15 protein-coding genes and 2 pseudogenes are annotated in these 13,751 nt (G+C 70.7%); 13 read left to right on the top strand and 4 right to left on the bottom strand.

The window, feature by feature from the left end:
* Both P3L51_RS30350 and P3L51_RS30355 read left to right on the top strand, forming a co-directional pair.
* Positions 1-706, top strand: a pseudogene (locus P3L51_RS30350) (hypothetical protein); the annotation flags it as partial.
* Positions 707-876: 170 nt separating this feature from the next.
* Positions 877-2,925, top strand: a complete 2,049-nt coding sequence (locus tag P3L51_RS30355; RefSeq protein ID WP_354608534.1) for an MDR family MFS transporter — start codon at positions 877-879, stop codon at positions 2,923-2,925.
* Between the two features lie 19 nt (positions 2,926-2,944).
* On the opposite strand, the gene P3L51_RS30360 is transcribed toward P3L51_RS30355, so the two are convergent.
* Positions 2,945-3,442, bottom strand: a complete 498-nt coding sequence (locus tag P3L51_RS30360; RefSeq protein ID WP_354608535.1) for a GNAT family N-acetyltransferase — start codon at positions 3,440-3,442, stop codon at positions 2,945-2,947.
* 108 nt (positions 3,443-3,550) lie between these two features.
* Between P3L51_RS30360 and P3L51_RS30365 the strand changes: the two genes are divergently transcribed.
* The 4 genes from P3L51_RS30365 to P3L51_RS30380 all read left to right on the top strand — a co-directional run bounded on the left by P3L51_RS30365 (position 3,551) and on the right by P3L51_RS30380 (position 6,840).
* Positions 3,551-4,165: a hypothetical protein gene (locus P3L51_RS30365; protein WP_354608536.1), complete on the top strand. Its 615-nt coding sequence runs from the start codon at positions 3,551-3,553 to the stop codon at positions 4,163-4,165.
* Positions 4,165-4,953: a hypothetical protein gene (locus P3L51_RS30370; protein ID WP_354608537.1), complete on the top strand. Its 789-nt coding sequence runs from the start codon at positions 4,165-4,167 to the stop codon at positions 4,951-4,953. The genes P3L51_RS30365 and P3L51_RS30370 overlap by 1 nt, the downstream gene beginning before the upstream one ends.
* Before the next feature lie 163 nt (positions 4,954-5,116).
* The gene (locus P3L51_RS30375) at positions 5,117-5,665 is read left to right on the top strand and encodes a GNAT family N-acetyltransferase (protein WP_354608538.1); all 549 of its coding nucleotides are present in this window, start codon (positions 5,117-5,119) and stop codon (positions 5,663-5,665) included.
* A gap of 59 nt (positions 5,666-5,724) precedes the next feature.
* Positions 5,725-6,840 (top strand): serpin family protein, encoded by a 1,116-nt coding sequence (locus P3L51_RS30380; protein WP_354608539.1) that lies wholly within the window; start codon positions 5,725-5,727, stop codon positions 6,838-6,840.
* Between the two features lie 73 nt (positions 6,841-6,913).
* Here the strand turns inward: P3L51_RS30380 and P3L51_RS30385 are convergent, their stop codons facing one another.
* Positions 6,914-7,168 carry a hypothetical protein gene (locus P3L51_RS30385; protein WP_354608540.1) on the bottom strand — a complete coding sequence of 85 codons (255 nt, stop codon included), beginning with the start codon at positions 7,166-7,168 and terminating at the stop codon, positions 6,914-6,916.
* Positions 7,169-7,188: 20 nt separating this feature from the next.
* Here P3L51_RS30385 and P3L51_RS30390 point away from each other — a divergent pair, with 20 nt between their 5' ends.
* From P3L51_RS30390 to P3L51_RS30410, 5 genes are all read left to right on the top strand, one after another.
* Positions 7,189-7,356, top strand: a complete 168-nt coding sequence (locus tag P3L51_RS30390; RefSeq protein WP_354608541.1) for a hypothetical protein — start codon at positions 7,189-7,191, stop codon at positions 7,354-7,356.
* 198 nt (positions 7,357-7,554) lie between these two features.
* The gene (locus P3L51_RS30395; RefSeq protein WP_354608542.1) at positions 7,555-8,358 is read left to right on the top strand and encodes a helix-turn-helix domain-containing protein; all 804 of its coding nucleotides are present in this window, start codon (positions 7,555-7,557) and stop codon (positions 8,356-8,358) included.
* Positions 8,355-8,552, top strand: a complete 198-nt coding sequence (locus P3L51_RS30400) for a DUF397 domain-containing protein (RefSeq protein WP_354608543.1) — start codon at positions 8,355-8,357, stop codon at positions 8,550-8,552. Before P3L51_RS30395 ends, P3L51_RS30400 begins: the two co-directional genes overlap by 4 nt.
* Positions 8,549-8,743, top strand: a complete 195-nt coding sequence (locus tag P3L51_RS30405) for a DUF397 domain-containing protein (RefSeq protein ID WP_354608544.1) — start codon at positions 8,549-8,551, stop codon at positions 8,741-8,743. The genes P3L51_RS30400 and P3L51_RS30405 overlap by 4 nt, the downstream gene beginning before the upstream one ends.
* Positions 8,740-8,943, top strand: coding sequence for a DUF397 domain-containing protein (locus P3L51_RS30410; RefSeq protein WP_354608545.1), 204 nt, complete (start codon positions 8,740-8,742; stop codon positions 8,941-8,943). Before P3L51_RS30405 ends, P3L51_RS30410 begins: the two co-directional genes overlap by 4 nt.
* Before the next feature lie 17 nt (positions 8,944-8,960).
* Here the strand turns inward: P3L51_RS30410 and P3L51_RS30415 are convergent, their stop codons facing one another.
* Positions 8,961-10,052, bottom strand: coding sequence for a DUF2330 domain-containing protein (locus tag P3L51_RS30415; protein WP_354608546.1), 1,092 nt, complete (start codon positions 10,050-10,052; stop codon positions 8,961-8,963).
* A 251-nt stretch (positions 10,053-10,303) separates the two neighbouring features.
* Between P3L51_RS30415 and P3L51_RS30420 the strand changes: the two genes are divergently transcribed.
* Positions 10,304-12,472 carry a bifunctional glycosyltransferase 87/phosphatase PAP2 family protein gene (locus P3L51_RS30420; protein WP_354608547.1) on the top strand — a complete coding sequence of 723 codons (2,169 nt, stop codon included), beginning with the start codon at positions 10,304-10,306 and terminating at the stop codon, positions 12,470-12,472.
* Between the two features lie 31 nt (positions 12,473-12,503).
* A pseudogene (locus tag P3L51_RS30425) lies at positions 12,504-12,971 on the top strand (GNAT family N-acetyltransferase); the annotation flags it as partial.
* Here the strand turns inward: P3L51_RS30425 and P3L51_RS30430 are convergent.
* A partial coding sequence (locus tag P3L51_RS30430; protein ID WP_354608548.1) for an ECF transporter S component occupies positions 12,902-13,751 on the bottom strand: 850 nt, incomplete at its 5' end. The pseudogene P3L51_RS30425 and the gene P3L51_RS30430 sit on opposite strands and share 70 nt — an antisense overlap.

The raw sequence follows: 13,751 nt of genomic DNA on the forward strand, positions 1-13,751 counted from the left end.
CGCTCCCGCCCCCCGCGTCGTCGCCGTGCCGTCCGGCCGCGGCGCCTTCGCCGAGGGCTTGCTCGGCGCGCCGGGCTCCGCGGTCGGTGACGGCGGCCCGCTCGTGGTCGGCTCCGGCGCGGACGCGACCGCCGAAGCCGAAGCCGACGCGGAAGTCGAAGCAACAGCCGATCCCGGCTTCGAGGCGGACGTGGACGCGGACACGGATTCGGACGCCGACGGATCCGGCCGCGCACTCGCCGTCGGCAGCCCCGAGTTCAGCTCGGACGTCCCGTCGTCACCCCCGTCGTCCCCGGTGAACAGCCCCCCGGCGAACGACGCCGTACCGATCACCGCCACGGCCGCCGCCGCCAGCGCCGCCATCGCGAACGTCCTGCGCCCGCCCGTCCGTTCCGGATCCGCCGCCGCGACCGGCGCCGTCGTCCGAAGCCCCGGCAGCGTCAAACGCATCGTCTCGGCCGGGTCGGTGCCCTCCGACCGGTCGCCGCCCGCGTACGGCGGTGGTGGTGGCGCAATGGGCGGTGCGGCCCCGTTCGGGTCCGGCAAGGCCACGTACGGCCGTATCCGCAGCGGGTCGAAGTCCTCGGCCGCCGCTATCGCCGCCCGCTCCGAGCAGTCGCAGCCGGCGCCCGGTCGGCCGTACTCGTCCCGCGGCACACCGCATTCGGGACAGAGCTGTCCGGTCAATGTGGGTCCCCTCCCTTGAACTGTCAGCGATTATGCAGCCCGGCTCCGCGCCGTCGGACGGGGGACCGGTCCGCCTTCCGGCGGACGAGGGGCGCGCTCCGTCCGCCGGCCGCGTTCGGCAGGACATAACAGGCCATAAGTCAACGGAACAATCAGGATGGGGGCAGGCGCAGACCCGAGGAGATGCCGATGGCTCAGGAAGTGAGCACCCCGCCCACGAGTCCGGTCCCCGGCGATGGCCAGAACCGGCGGACCATCTTCGTCTCGATCGGCGCCCTGCTGCTCGGCCTCCTGCTCGCCGCGCTCGACCAGACCATCGTCTCCACCGCGCTGCCCACCATCGCCAGCGACCTCGGCGGCCTCGACCATCTGTCCTGGGTCGTCACCGCGTATCTGCTGGCCTCGACCGCCGCCACGCCCCTGTGGGGAAAGCTCGGCGACCAGTACGGCCGAAAGAAGCTCTTCCAGGCGGCCATCGTCATCTTCCTGATCGGCTCGGCCCTCTGCGGCATCTCGCAGAGCATGGCCGAGCTGATCATCTTCCGCGCCCTCCAGGGCCTCGGCGGCGGTGGGCTCATCGTGCTGTCGATGGCCATCGTCGGCGACATCGTCTCGCCGCGCGAACGAGGCAAGTACCAGGGCCTGTTCGGCGCCGTCTTCGGTGCCACCAGCGTCCTGGGCCCGCTGCTCGGCGGACTGTTCACCCAGCATCTGAGCTGGCGCTGGGTCTTCTACATCAACCTGCCCGTCGGTGTCGTCGCCCTGGCCGTCATCGCGGCCGTCCTGCACATCCCGGTGCGCTCGACCAAGCACACCATCGACTACCTCGGCACCTTCCTCATCGCCTCCGTCGCCACCTGCCTGGTCCTCGTCGCCTCGCTCGGCGGCACCACCTGGGCCTGGGGTTCCGCCCAGATCATCGGCCTCGCCGTCCTCGCCGTGATCCTGCTGGTCTGCTTCATCCGGGTGGAGCGGCGGGCCGCCGAGCCCGTACTGCCCCTCAGCCTCTTCCGTATCAGGACCTTCGCGCTCGTCTGCGTCATCAGCTTCATCGTCGGGTTCGCCATGTTCGGGGCCATGACCTATCTGCCGACGTTCCTCCAGATCGTGCAGGGCGTGTCCCCCACCCTGTCCGGCGTGCACATGCTGCCGATGGTGTTCGGGCTGCTGATCACCTCCACCGTGTCGGGCCAGATCGTCAGCCGTACCGGCCGCTGGAAGGTCTTCCCGATCGCCGGCACGGGCATCATCGCGATCGGACTGCTGCTGCTCCACCAGCTGAAGGTGAGCAGCGGCACCTGGGAGATGAGCGCGTACTTCTTCGTCTTCGGCGCCGGTCTCGGACTCGTCATGCAGGTGCTCGTGCTGGTCGCGCAGAACTCCGTCCGTTACGAGGACCTGGGCGTCGCCACCTCCGGCGCGACCTTCTTCCGCTCCATCGGCGCCTCGTTCGGCGTCGCCATCTTCGGCACGATCTTCAACAATCTGCTGCGGAACAAGCTCACCGACTCCCTCGCCGGGCAGCGGCTGCCGCCGGGCGTGACGCCGGGAGGACTCGCGTCCGACCCGCGCTCCGTGGGGAGCCTGCCGCCACCGATGCGGGCCGGGGTGCTCAACGCGTACTCGACGTCCATCACCGACGTCTTCCTCTTCGCCGTGCCCGTCGTCCTGGTGGCCTTCGTCGTCGCCTGGTTCCTCAAGGAGGACAAGCTGCGCGGCTCGGTGACCGCCCCCGAGGTCAGCGAGACCCTGGCCAGCAACCCGGTCGAACGCTCCTCGCGCGACGAGTGCGCCCGCGCGCTGTCCGTACTCGGCACCCGCGAGGGGCGCCGGCACATCTACGAGAAGATCACCGAGCGGTCGGGGTACGACCTGCTCCCGGCGGCCAGTTGGATGCTGCTGCGCGTCAGACGCCACGGCGTGGTCGAGCCCGGCCGCCTCGCCGACACCACGCCCGTACCGCTGCCGGTCATCAACGACGCGACCCGGCAGATCGAGGAGCGCGGCCTGGCCCGCCGCGAGGGCCTGGGGCTGGTCCTCACCGAGCACGGCCTGGAGGTGGCGACGGTGCTGGCACGGGCGCGGGAGGAGTCGCTGGCCGAGATGCTGGGCGACTGGTGGGGACCGGACCGGCCGACCGATCTGATCGAGCTGGTACGGGAGTTGAGCGCCGAGTTCTGCGGATCGGACGCGGAACGGCCCAACGGCGCGGAGCCGCGCGGCGATCACTCGTTGTGAGTCTTCGGCCTTCGTCCGGTCACGGCGCGTCCGTGAGGTTCTTGCCGAACCAGATCTCCCGGTAGAGACCTTCGTTGTAGGCCGGGATCTCCGCGTATCCGCACGCGGCGTACAGCCCCCGCGCCTCCACGAGGTCGAGCCGGGTGTCGAGCACGATCCGCGTCGCGCCGAGCCGGCGGGCCGCCGACTCCAGGGCCGTGAGCAGCGCGCGACCGCCGCCCGTGCCGCGTACGGCGGGGCGGACGTACACCCGTGTCAGCTCGGCCGTACGCGGCCCGGGGCCGTCCAGCAGCAGTAGACCGCCGCACGACCGGGGCACGCCTTCGTACCGCCCGACGACGAACTCACCGGTGGGGAAAGTGAGTTGGTCGGGCGGGTCGTCCGCGAGGCCCTCGTCGATCTCCGCCGCCGTCGCCGGGCGGTGCCAGTAGCGGCTCGCGACCTCGGCGTAGTAGTCGCGGCGCAGCCGGGTGGCGTCGGAGGTGCCGAAGGACTCGGGGCGGACGATCCAGTTCATGGTCATCTTTCTATCCCGGTGCCGCGCTGTTTGGCCGGCCGATTCCGGGCAACCCGATTCCGTGAGGCGCCCTTTCACCAGACACGAGTCGAATCCAGGAAGGCAACCATGTCCACTGTCCTGATCGTCGTCGCGCTGATCGTGGTGATCGCCGTCGCTGTCGCCGCCGTCCTCCACAGGACCGGCAAAGTCGGCGGACGTGGCGGGCTGAAGCGGCGCTTCGGCCCCGAGTACGAGCGTGCCGTCAACCGGCACCACGGTGATGTCAAGGCCGCCGAGGACGAGTTGGCCGAGCGGGTCAAGCACCACGGCGATCTGCGTCCGAATCCGCTGCCCGCCGAGGCGCGCGACCAGTACGTCGCCCACTGGGCCGGTCTCCAGGAGCGTTTCGTCGACTCCCCGCGACAGGCCGTCGTCGAGGCCGACAAGCTGATCTCCCGGCTGGCATCGGACCGGGGTTTCCCGGACGCCGAGCAGCCCACCGAACACCTCGACGCCCTCTCCGTGCACCACGCGCACGAGGTGGACGGCTACCGAAGGGTGCGCCACGCGGCCTCGGAAGAGGGCCGGGGCGCGAGTACCGAGGAACTGCGCGAGGCGATGGTCGAGGCGCGTCGGCTCTTCGAGCGGCTGGTCCTGGACTCCAAGGAGGACAGCCCCCGGCACCGTCCGGGCATCCCCGGCCGGAATCCCGCACTGAGCCCCAAAGGAAGTGGCGTGTGATGACGTACGACCCGTACGACCCCGAGCGGAAGCACGAGCAGAAGCGCGAGCAGGAGCAGCAGACGAAGACCGGCAAGGCGGAGCGGGCGCTCAGGAGTGAGCGCGGGAGCAAGCCCGCGACGCCCGTCGTGCCGCTGTCCGAGTCGGAGACCGCCGCCGCTGCGGGCGGCGACGCCGCCAGGCCCGCGCGGCCCACGGCAGCGCCCATGATCCCGCCCGCCACACCGCCCTCGACGCCGCGCGGGACAGCCCGTGCGACGGAGAAGGAGCCGCGCGAGGAGCCGGACAGGGACCCGCTCGCGGGCCCGGTCCAGGACCCCGTGCACCCGGTGCCCGCGTCCGCCGCGACGCCCAGGAGCACGCCGAGTACGCCGGCGTCCTCCGGGTCCACGGCGTCCTCCGGGTCCACTACGTCCGCGGTCACGACCCCGTCGGCGCGTGAGACCTCACCGGCGCGTGAGACCGTGCCCGGCCGGACGCCGGAGGCCACCCCCGCGCAGACGCCCCGGCTGATCCCCCAGGACGAGTGCGACAAGCTGAACCTGCGCCTCCAGGAAGCGCTGTCCACCTTCGTCGACGGGCCCAGGCGCTCGGTCGAGGACGCGGCCGGCGTACTGGAGGAGGCGGCCAAGCGCCTCACGACGGCCCTCGCCGAACAGCCCCGCACCCTGCGCGACAGCTGGGACGCACGCGGGAACAAGAGCGGCGAATCGGCGGCCGACACGGAGGATCTGCGGCTCGCGCTGCGGAGCTACCGCGAGGTCACGGAGCGGCTGCTCCGGATCTGAGAACCTGAGGACCTGAGGGTCCGGGGACCCGAGAACTCGGGGACGGCCGCGTTGGGACGCGGTCGTCCTCGTTGTTTCGTGGTTTTCGTGGGGCCTGGGGAGTGGTTCAGAAGAGGATCGCTGATGCGATTTCCTGTTCGGAAGAGGGTCCTAGCATTGGCCCATGTCCACTCTGCCGTCACGGGTCGAACTGTGCCCGCTCACCCTCGCCGACCAGGATGAGTTCTGCTCGCTCGTGAGGGCCAGTACCGAGCTCCATACGCCCTGGATACAGCTGCCCGCGACCGCGGCGGAGTTCCAGGGCTGGATGCGCCGTTTCGAGGACGGCACCAACCGGGGCTTCGTGATCCGCGTTCAGGAGACCGGTGCGGCCGCCGGCATGATCAACATCAACTCGGTCATCCGGGGCCGCTATCAGGGCGCGTCCCTCGGCTACGCGGCCTTCGCCCCGTCCGCGAGGCGGGGTTACCTGGCCGAAGGGCTCACCGTCGCCCTGCGGCACGCCTTCGACAACCTGCGGCTCCACCGGCTGGAGGCGAACATCCAGCCGGCGAACAAGGCGTCTCTGGCCCTGGTCCAGCGCCTGGGCTTTCGGTACGAAGGTCTGTCGCCCGCCTACCTCTACATCGACGGGGCCTGGCGCGACCACGAACGTTGGGCCGTCACCGCACCGTCTCCCTGGACGCCCGATCCCTCCCTTCCCGAGGTGTAGCCACTCATCGGCGCGATCGGCGTTCTGGCGCCGCGCCGGGCCCGTCGTACGCTCACCGCATGGGACAGGCGACAGGACTGACGACGTATGCCGGGGCGATGCGGACACTCGCCGAGCGGTGGCTGCGGGTGCGGGGTGAGGGTGAACGGCCGGGTGTGGACGGCGACTTCGTCTGTTCCCCCGCCGGGTTGTGGCTGGCACTCGGCGCGGTGACCGCCGGGGCGCGGGGCGAGACGTCCGGTGAGCTGGAGGCGTTGCTGGGGCTGGGCGGGGCGGATGTCGCCGGGGCCGTCACCGACAGCGCCCGCGCGCTCGCCCGGACCGGGCAACTGGGCGTGGCCACCCGGGTATGGAGCCGCGTACCGGTCTACCGCGCGTACCGGGAAGCGCTTCCCGACATCGGCTTCGGGCACCTGGATCCCGCCGAGATCGACGCCTGGGTACGGGAGGCGACGGGCGGTCTGATCGAGAAACTGCCGGCGGACATCGACGAGGACTCGCTGCTCGCGCTCGTCAACGTCCTCGCGCTGAAGGCGCGTTGGTACGTGCCCTTCGAGGCGAGAGCCACTGTCGCCCGGCCCTTCACGGACGCCGCCGGATCGGTATGTGACGTGCCGACCATGCACCAGCACCTCGGTGCCGCCTCCGGGTGGACGGTGGACGGCGCGCACGTGGTCGAACTGCGCTGCGAGGGCGGGATGTCCGCGGTGCGCGTGCGGTTCGTGCTGGGCGAGGAAGGGGCGAGGGCGGCGGACGTCCTGCCCGCCGGGTGGGCGCCCGAGTCGCGCCGCGCCCCGATCGACACCGAGATGATCAGCCTGGCGCTGCCGCGGCTCGAACTCCGTACGACGACCGAGATCGCGCCCCAACTGGCGGCGCTTGGGGTCACGTACGCGACGAGTGACGCCGCAGATTTCTCCGGGCTGTCGCCGGAACGGCTCAAGATCGAGAAGGTCGTGCAGGAGGCGGTGGTGAAGGTCGCCGAACTGGGCGTCGAGGCGGCGGCGGTGACGGCGATCGTGATGCGGGCGGCGGGGGCGGCCCGGCCGCCACGCGTGGTGCCGGTCGCCTTCGACCGGCCGTTCGGCGTGGTGGTCCTGGACGGCACGGGCGAGGTGCCCCTGTTCACGGCCTGGCAGGCGAGCGCGCCGCGCGGGCCGGTGGCGGGGGAGTAACGCGCCGTTGAACCGTCCACGCCGGGGGCAGGTACCGATCGGGTACCTGCCCCCGGCGTCGTGGCGCGCGGCCTCACGCCCCGTCGTCGCGCCGGCTGAGCCGGTTTCTCTCGGCCACGCGGGAGCGGAGTTCCTCGGCGGCCGAACCGGGCTCGTAGTCCGGGCACTTGGGGTGCCCGCATTCGCACGGCGGCCAGCTGAGTACGGAGCCGGGGCTCAAGTCGGCCCCTTCCGCGCCCGGTTCGAGTTTCCGGACCACGACGACGCCGTCCACGCCGGTGGCTTCGGAGAGCTGGGAAAGGAATTGGCGCGATTCGCTGCGGGTCATTCCGGCAGCCCTTTCAGTCCGTGGAGAACGCGTTGGAGGAGGTCGGCCGTCACCAGCGCGTATTCGCCTGCGGCGGGCGGGGTGTGGGGGCGGAGGCGGTAGAAGTGGCCTTCCTCTACGAGGACGGTGAGTCGGTCGTCTGGGGCAGGGGGATCTGGGTCCACGTCGCACCCTTCTACGGGGAGTGATCGGTGGTGCTCAGAGTGCGACGGTGGGCTGTACCTTTGGAAGGCAATCGCGGTTCAACCTGCGCTCTGGTTGCAACGGCATATGCAGGCCGCCCTGATCTGCGCTGATGTCATGGCCAGCGCGATTTACCGGGGCGTTGGTTGCGGCGGAATTCTTCGTGGCGTCAGCGGGAAGTTGACGGAAGGTGGGCAATTGCGATGACCAGTCCCCGGCAGCAGTTCGGCGAGGCCCTGCGCGACGCACGCGAGTTACGCCCGGCAGGCAGATGGACGCAGAAGCAACTCGCACGAGAGGTGCGCACTTCCGCGTCCACGATTTCCCGCCTGGAGCGCGGGGAGGGTCCGATCCCCAGCAACCTTCCGCCGCTGTTCGACCAGGTATTCGACACGGACGGGCTGTTCAAGTCTCTGTACGAGAAGTCGCGGGCGGACGACTTTCCCGCGCATTCGCGACGCCGGATGGAGGTGGAGCTGCGCGCAGTCAAGATCATCGAGTGGTCGCCAACTGTTGTCCCTGGATTGCTCCAGACTCCGGCCTACGCGCGAGAACTGCTGAGGAACGGCGATCTCCGGGCCAGCGAGCGGGAGATCGCGACGATGGTTGGGGCTCGGATGTCTCGCCAGGACGTACTGAAGGGAAGCAGCCCGCCCTACTTGTCAGTTGTCGTCTGTGAGTCGGTGCTCCAGCGCAACGTCGGTGGCCGGGAAGTGATGCGGGAGCAGCTCGGGGTTCTCCTCGCGCGAGGGGCCCTGCATACCAACGTGCTTCAGGTGCTACCCCTGCACGCCGCGACGCACGGTCTCATGGATGGCGCGATGTCGGTCCTGACCAGTCCTGACGGGACGTCTATCGTCTACGCCGAGGGAGTTCGGTCCGCTACGATCACTGACGAATTGGCTGTGGTACGGGACTTGGAGCGGGCCTACGATGTGCTGACAGCATCAGCTCTGTCACCGGCCGCGTCCGCAGACTTGATCCGTGAACTCATGGAGGCATCATGACCACATCGGTCATCCCGCAGCATGGTTGGGTGAAGTCGACATACAGCGGACAGGACGGCGGCAACTGCGTCGAGTGGTCGCCCACCATTGCCGAGGTGCACGGCGTCGTTCCGGTGCGGGACAGCAAGCTCACTGACGGTCCTGTGCTCAGGGTTTCGTCCGCAGGTTGGCGTGCCTTCGTGGCGGCGTTGTGAACCGCACCCCGGTGGTCGAGGGTTGGGTCAAGTCCACGTACAGCAGTGCTGAAGGTGGCAACTGCGTCGAGTGGTCGCCCACCTTCGCGGAGGTGCACGGCGTCGTCCCGGTTCGGGACAGCAAGCTCGCCGACGGGCCCGTGCTCACCGTTTCGCCCGAGGGCTGGCGTGCCTTCGTGGCGGCGATGTGAACGTCACTCCGGCGCCCGAGAGTTGGGTCAAGTCCACGTACAGCAGCCCTGAGGGCGGCAACTGCGTCGAATGGTCGCCGGCCTTCGCCGTGGCCCACGGCGTCGTTCCGGTTCGGGACAGCAAGCTCGCCGACGGGCCCGTGCTCACCGTTTCGCCCGACGGCTGGCACGCCTTCGTGCGGCACGTGCGGGCGACGTAGTCGTACCCTCAGCGCGTTCAGTGAGACCGGCGGCGGACCCGCAGCACCGCCCCGCCCACCACCAGAAGCATCAGCACCACGAACACACCCCCCACGGTTGCCAGCCACGCCGGGACGCCCGCGAACATGCGCAGTTCGTCGTCGTAGAACACCTGCTGGTACGGCGTGTCCGCCGCTGTCGCCCGCAACTCGTGGTCCGCGTCGATGCGTTCGGGGCGGGGGAAGTGCTGGTCGATCGCCGTGAGGAAGGCCGGACCGGCATCCGCGCCCACCAGTTCGCTCACCGCCGGTGAGTCCTCGGCCGAGACCCGGTCCGCGAAACGTACTTCCGGCTCGTCCCCGCCGATCGACGTGCGCGGTTCCATCCGGTGGTCGGCCAGTACGTACAGGCCCAGCGACTGCGGCCGGTCCGCCAGGCGGGAGAGCCGCATCGGGTAGATCAGCCGGTCGCTGGCGAAGCTCAGCCGCAGTGGGTCGAGCGTCCCGCGCAGTGTGGCGCCCGCGTCCTCCGGGGCCAGCCGCACCGCCACGTACTCCCACTCCCGGTCCACGTACGGCTGGAGCCCCGTCGTGAGGTCGGGCGGCAGGTCGAAGCCGTTCGTGTCCAGCCAGTCCCGCAGCGCGTCCGGGTCCGTCGCCGTCAGGCGGGCCACGTCGAAGTCGCCGAGGCGTTCGCGGCCGACGACACCGACCGGGGGCGCCGTGGAGCCCGGCAGCGGCCCGGCGGCCGACAGGCCGTCGACGTCCGAGGCGAACGGCCAGTCGGCAGAGCGCGGCCAGAAGTAGTAACGCGTGCGGAACTCCGGCGCCGTGAGGTCGTCGAGCTCGGAGAAGAGATCCGGATCGCCCAGTTCCACCTTCGCCCGACTCGGCACCGGCATGATCCACGCGGCCTCCGGCGCGTTCCCGCGCACCGTGAAACGCATCACGATCTGCTCGGTCGCGCCGTCCCAACGGACCACCGACGTCTCCCTGTCGACGCCGATCGTGGACTGCGGGCCGGGCACCATCGCGCCGCAGCCGCACGCGTACGCCGGTGCGATCAGCGACCCGAGTTGTGTCAACAGCAAGGCGCACACCACGAGAGACGCCCGTTGAGCCTTCCGCATCCCCCGTACCCTCCCGAAACCCGTGCCGCGTCGCGTCGCGCCGTCCCGGCGCGTCAACCCAACGCCTCAGACGGCCCTGCCCACCGGTCCGGTTCCTGGTGCCGGCCGTGGTGTCATCGGTGCTTTCATCGGCATTTGGACAAAAGAGGGATGACACTCAGGCGAAGAGGGGGTTGCCTGAGTCTCCACAGTGGGGGAATGCGAGGCTCATGACCCAGGGTCGAGGGTTGGAAGCGGAGGGTCGGCGCGGCGTGGCGAATGCGGAGCAGGGTGTGCGGGGCAGTACGGCGGCAGGGAGCGGATTCGGGGCAGCGGGGAACGGCTACGGGGCGGCGCGCGCCGTGCTCTGGGCGCTGGCGGCCGGTCTCGCCGTACGGCAGGCGGTGGCCGTCCTGCGGCTGCCACCCGGCGAGCGGCTGCTCGATCTGGAGACCTGGATCGGGGAGAACGGCGTACTGCACGTGTCGGGCTCGCTGTACGAGAGCGGCAAGTTCACCGGCACACCCTTCGCCGGCCTGGTGCTCAAACCACTGGGACGGGCCGCCGAACAGGCCCTCGGGGTCGCCTGGACACTCGGCACGCTGCTGCTCGTCGTCGCCCTCGGGCTCGTCGCGGCGCGCGCCCTGCCGGGCACGGTTTCACGCCGTACGCGTCTGCTTGCCGCGCCGGTCGCGATCAGCCTGCTCATGCTGTCCCTGCCGGTCCGCAACAGCTTCCACCTGGGCCAGACGAGCATAATCCCGGTGCTTCTGGTCCTGCTCGGATTCTTCCTCCTGCGCGGCGACCGGGGTGAACCCGGTCCCGGCATCCTCATCGGTCTCGGCGCCGCCCTCCAGCCCGCCGTGCTGCTGTTCGCCCCGCTGCTCTGGCTGACCGGCCGCAGACGCCAGGCCCTCACCACGGTCGGCACCTTCGCCGTCTGCACGGCCGTCGCCTGGGTGGCGATGCCGAGCGACTCGTGGACGTACGTCACGCGCCATCTCGCGGGCGCGGGCCTCGGCGAGAGCCCCGACAGCCTCGCCAACCAGTCCCTGCACGGCGCGCTGCTGCGGCTCGGCCTCGAAGGGCCGCTGGAGATCGCGCTGTTCGTCGTGCTGGCAGCCGCCGTCTGCTTCGTCGGGCTGCGCCGCGCGGCGCGCTACGCCCTGGACGGACAGCTGCTGCTGGCCGTCGCCGTCACCGGCTGTGTCGCCGTCGCCGTCTCGCCCACCGCCTGGCAGCACCAGCTGGTGTGGGTGCTGCTCGCGCTCGTCGGCCGGGTCGGCGAGCGGGCCGGTGACCGGCCCGTGTGGCCGGTGGTCGTGGTGATAGTCATGACGCTGCCGGGCAGGATGATGCTGCCCAACATGACGCTCCTGCACCCCGTGCGGGACAACGTGCTGCTGATCACGGCCCTGGCCGCCGCCTGCGCCGTACCGTTCCTGACGCGTACCTCGCCGTTCTTCGCGCGGCCGATCCCGACCACGTACGCGAAGCCCGTCGCCGCGCGCTGGAGACATGTCCCGCTCGCGCCGTTCTGGCGGCGGCTCGTCAGCCGGCCTAACCTGCTGCTCGAACTGCTCGCCATTCGCGTCGGCTACTCCGTCTACTCGCACATCCGGGCCGCCGCCACCGGCGGGCGCGAGGCCGCCGAGTCGCACGCGCACCAGGTCATCGCCGTCGAGGAAGCCCTTGGCATCGACATCGAGCGGTGGGTCAACCACGCGGTGGTGAAGGCGGAGTGGGCGGAAGGATTCTTCGACTTCTACTACACGTCGTTCCACTTCGTGGTGCCGCTCGCCATCCTCGCCGTCCTGTATGTACGGCGGCCCGCCGACTACCGCTGGGCGCGCGCCTCGCTCGCCTTCGCCACGCTGCTCGCGCTGCTCGGCTTCTGGCTCTACCCGCTCGCGCCGCCGCGCCTGATGCCGGGCCTCGACTACATCGACACCGTGCACGGTCCGCAGGACCTCGCCAACCCCGACTACGGCCCGATGACCACCATCACCAACCAGTACGCGGCGATGCCGTCGCTGCACTTCGGCTGGTCGCTGTGGTGCGGGATCGTGATCGTGCTGCTCGCGCCCAAGCTGTGGATGAAGCTCCTGGGGCTGCTGCACCCGCTGTTCACGGTCTGCGCGATCGTCGCCACCGCCAACCACTGGGTGCTGGACGCGGCGGGCGGAGCGGTGGTCGTGGGCGTGGGCTTCACCCTCACATACGTCCTGGCGGGGCCGCGCCGGCTCCAGGGGGTGGCGCCGGCGGCGCCGCTGATGCCTTGGCGGAAGGCTGCGGAGGGGGCGGAGGGCGCGGAGGGCGCGGATTCGGGCTCGGACGACGGGAAGGACTCGGGCGGATCCGGCTCGGGCGGGAACGGGTCCGGCGACACGACCGCGCAGGAGTTGCGGGACGACGGGAGCACGAAGTCGGCGGCGCGATAAATCAGTTGATCCGGAGTTCTATCGTTTCCGTATGACGACGACCACGCTCCGACTTGAGAAGATCACCCCCGACAACCTCGACGCCGCGACCGGCGTGAGGGTCCGTCCCGACCAGGAGCATCTGGTCGCCCCGGTCATGAAGTCCCTCGCCGAGGCGTACGTCCACCAGGACACCGCCTGGCCCCGTCTCATCGTCGACGGCGACCGGGTCGTCGGCTTCCTGATGGCCTTCCTCGACATCGACTTCGCGGGTGACGGCACGGGCAGGGACATCCGCTCGGGACTGTGGCGCCTCAACATCGCGGCCGGTGAACAGGGGAGTGGCTACGGCCGCTTCGCGGTCGAGTCCGTGGGTGCCGAGATCCGCCGCCGTGGCGGCACCCGGCTGACCGCGACCTGGGAGCCCGGCGAGGACGGGCCCGAACGCTTCTACTTGGGGCTCGGGTTCCGGCTGACGGGGGAGACGAGCGGCGGCGAGACGGTGGGGGAGCTGGAGTTGGGACCGGCCCCTGAGCCGGCCCCGGAGCCGGCACCGGCCCCGGCCCCCGAGTCGGCGTCGTAGGCGGAAGGGGCGCCGCCGTCCGTGGCCGCGGTCGGTTCCTCGAACGTGGCCTCCGCGTCGAACGCCGCCCGCCGCGTCGCCCGGCGCAGTGCCTTGAGCACCGTGGCGCCGATCGTCAGTGTCAGTACGACGGTGAGCACCGCACGCCCCAGGTCCCAGCCGAACGACGTCGCCGCGCAGTACGCGAGGAAGCGCACCAGGTTCTCGTGGACCGGGTCGCCCGGCCGGAACGAGATCCCGGACGACAGGCCACCGATGTAGGTCCAGCCCTGAAGATTCATGATCGTGCCGTACGCGAAGGCGGCGACGGCCCCGTACGCCGCGAGCATCAGCGACTCGCCGCGCCCGCGCAGCCGGTCCGGGCCCGGCAGCAGGCCGGCGCCCATCGTGAACCAGCCCATCGACAGCATCTGGAACGGCATCCACGGCCCGACGCCGCCCGTCAGCAGCGCGGAGGCGAACATGGTGACCGAGCCGAGGACGAAGCCGAAACCGGGACCCAGCACCCGGCCGCTCAGCACCATCAGGAAGAACATCGGCTCCAGGCCCGCCGTCCCCGCGCCGAGGGGGCGCAGCGCGGCGCCGACGGCGGCCAGTACGCCGAGCATGGCGACCGCCTTCGCGTCCAGACCGGAGTCGGCGATCGTCGCGACGACGACGGCCACCAGGAGCGGGAGCAGTACGGCGAAGAGCCAGGGCGCGTCCCGGGAGCTGTCT

This window comes from Streptomyces panacea, assembly GCF_040560175.1.
GTDB classification, from domain to species: Bacteria; Actinomycetota; Actinomycetes; order Streptomycetales; family Streptomycetaceae; genus Streptomyces; species Streptomyces panacea.

Excerpts from the sequence above, each read along its gene's own strand:
- P3L51_RS30355 (WP_354608534.1), top strand. The coding sequence starts at position 877 with ATGGCTCAGGAAGTGAGCACCCCGCCCACGAGTCCGGTCCCCGGCGAT.
- P3L51_RS30360 (WP_354608535.1), bottom strand. The coding sequence starts at position 3,442 with ATGAACTGGATCGTCCGCCCCGAGTCCTTCGGCACCTCCGACGCCACC.
- P3L51_RS30365 (WP_354608536.1), top strand. The coding sequence starts at position 3,551 with ATGTCCACTGTCCTGATCGTCGTCGCGCTGATCGTGGTGATCGCCGTC.
- P3L51_RS30370 (WP_354608537.1), top strand. The coding sequence starts at position 4,165 with ATGACGTACGACCCGTACGACCCCGAGCGGAAGCACGAGCAGAAGCGC.
- P3L51_RS30375 (WP_354608538.1), top strand. The coding sequence starts at position 5,117 with ATGTCCACTCTGCCGTCACGGGTCGAACTGTGCCCGCTCACCCTCGCC.
- P3L51_RS30380 (WP_354608539.1), top strand. The coding sequence starts at position 5,725 with ATGGGACAGGCGACAGGACTGACGACGTATGCCGGGGCGATGCGGACA.
- P3L51_RS30385 (WP_354608540.1), bottom strand. The coding sequence starts at position 7,168 with ATGACCCGCAGCGAATCGCGCCAATTCCTTTCCCAGCTCTCCGAAGCC.
- P3L51_RS30395 (WP_354608542.1), top strand. The coding sequence starts at position 7,555 with ATGACCAGTCCCCGGCAGCAGTTCGGCGAGGCCCTGCGCGACGCACGC.
- P3L51_RS30400 (WP_354608543.1), top strand. The coding sequence starts at position 8,355 with ATGACCACATCGGTCATCCCGCAGCATGGTTGGGTGAAGTCGACATAC.
- P3L51_RS30415 (WP_354608546.1), bottom strand. The coding sequence starts at position 10,052 with ATGCGGAAGGCTCAACGGGCGTCTCTCGTGGTGTGCGCCTTGCTGTTG.